Source organism: Chryseobacterium sp. HMWF035 (genome assembly GCF_003094695.1).
GTDB lineage: Bacteria > Bacteroidota > Bacteroidia > Flavobacteriales > Weeksellaceae > Chryseobacterium > Chryseobacterium gambrini.
In genome coordinates this window covers 1-1,431 of record NZ_QEHP01000133.1, presented here as the reverse complement: position 1 = coordinate 1,431, position 1,431 = coordinate 1, and the positions used below count along the sequence as shown (strand labels likewise).

The following is a 1,431-nucleotide window of genomic DNA, read 5'->3' as shown; positions in this document are numbered from 1 at the left end:
ATTTTCAGGTGGTTTATTTGTATTATCTTTTATTTTTACGTGAATAGTTTGAGCCTGTATGACTGAAAAATTTATTAGAAATATAATATATAAGTATAAAAACCTTTGCATTATATTAAAGCTTTATTTCTTCAAAAGTAGGTTTACTACTTTCTTCTCTGACCTCTCTCAATTTTTTATCATAATCTTCATTCTTAAATACTTTGAGCTTGTTGTTCATTGTTTCTACTTCCGATTCCTTTGCATCATTACTAATCTTAATTGCCGTTATCTTATAACTATCTGTTTCCACTCTTAAAACTAAACCTGGAAAATTATTAAAAGAAAAAGGTCCGGCAGAAATAGGAATAGCCTCGGTATACCAAACTTTAAAATTTGTTATAGAATCAAAACTTACTTCAACTAATTTACAGACATAATTATCAATATTCATTATATCATCCTTATACTCGATTTTCGTAAATTTCGTGTCTTTATATCCATAAAATTCTTCATTAATATTTTGAAAATTATGATAACTATAATTTCCATTTTCATTTTTATTATGATAAATTTTTAATTCGACATCTTTGAAAACTTCTCTATTATGTAACGTTGTACTCTCATCTTTTTTTATATCACCTGCGTTATGAGTAAATGAATTGCGAGGAATAGATTTAAAAAAAGAATTTCCATCTTTATAATACAAAAAATATTTTTGGGGAGTTTTACGTATTTGTCTTACCTTCTCATTGAATTCGTTAGACATATTAATGTTACTACCATCTGTAAGGTCATATTTTTCATACTCAACTTGTAAACGTTGAGAATAAACTAATCCGTTAGAAAAAAGAACAGATAGTAAAATTAATTTAATTATAAATTTCATATTTAAGAATTCTATTTAAAATAGTGTGTATTAGCTTAATACACACTACTTAGATTAATAATATTATGGCTGTCCAGAAACAAATGTTGTTCTTGGGCTATTATCTCCACACCAATTGGTTGTTTGAGCTGTATGAAGATCCGTTACCGTTTGAGTAGTTCCGTCTAAACCTGTGACCTGATAACTTGTTGTCCAAGTCCAAATAGTTGTGCAGATTTTACGAGCTGAATCATCATTTTCTTCTTTTACCTCTTTTGTTTCTTTAACTTCAATTTTATTATCTTGAAGTTTTACATTAGTTTCAGGTTCTACATTATTTTTTGCAAAACCTAAAGTTGTTCCGGCAATCAATAAAGTTGCCAATAACGTCTTTCTCATAAAATGATTTTTTGTTTATTAATAATAATTTTAAAACACTAAAAAAACATTTGTGCACTTGTGTTTTTCATATGCTAAACTAAATATAAATCGTAAGCTAGGGAAATACTTTTGATAAAAAAAACCTTACTTTTAGTGAAAAAATATATACTTTTGATAAAAATAAATATAAACAATGGAAATGG

2 protein-coding genes are annotated in these 1,431 nt (G+C 26.5%); both read right to left on the bottom strand.

Annotated features, from left to right (window positions below; all coding sequences use genetic code 11):
- Positions 1 to 115: 115 nt before the first annotated feature.
- Entirely contained in the window at positions 116 to 868 is a 753-nt protein-coding gene (locus tag DD829_RS20330; protein WP_116548106.1) for a GLPGLI family protein, read from the bottom strand.
- Positions 869 to 931: 63 nt separating this feature from the next.
- Positions 932 to 1,246, bottom strand: a complete 315-nt coding sequence (locus DD829_RS20325) for a hypothetical protein (RefSeq protein WP_116548105.1) — start codon at positions 1,244 to 1,246, stop codon at positions 932 to 934.
- Positions 1,247 to 1,431: the final 185 nt, after the last annotated feature.

What these genes read in the sequence shown, in the direction of transcription:
- DD829_RS20330 (WP_116548106.1), bottom strand. Translation starts at nt 868, where the DNA reads ATGAAATTTATAATTAAATTAATTTTACTATCTGTTCTTTTTTCTAAC.
- DD829_RS20325 (WP_116548105.1), bottom strand. Translation starts at nt 1,246, where the DNA reads ATGAGAAAGACGTTATTGGCAACTTTATTGATTGCCGGAACAACTTTA.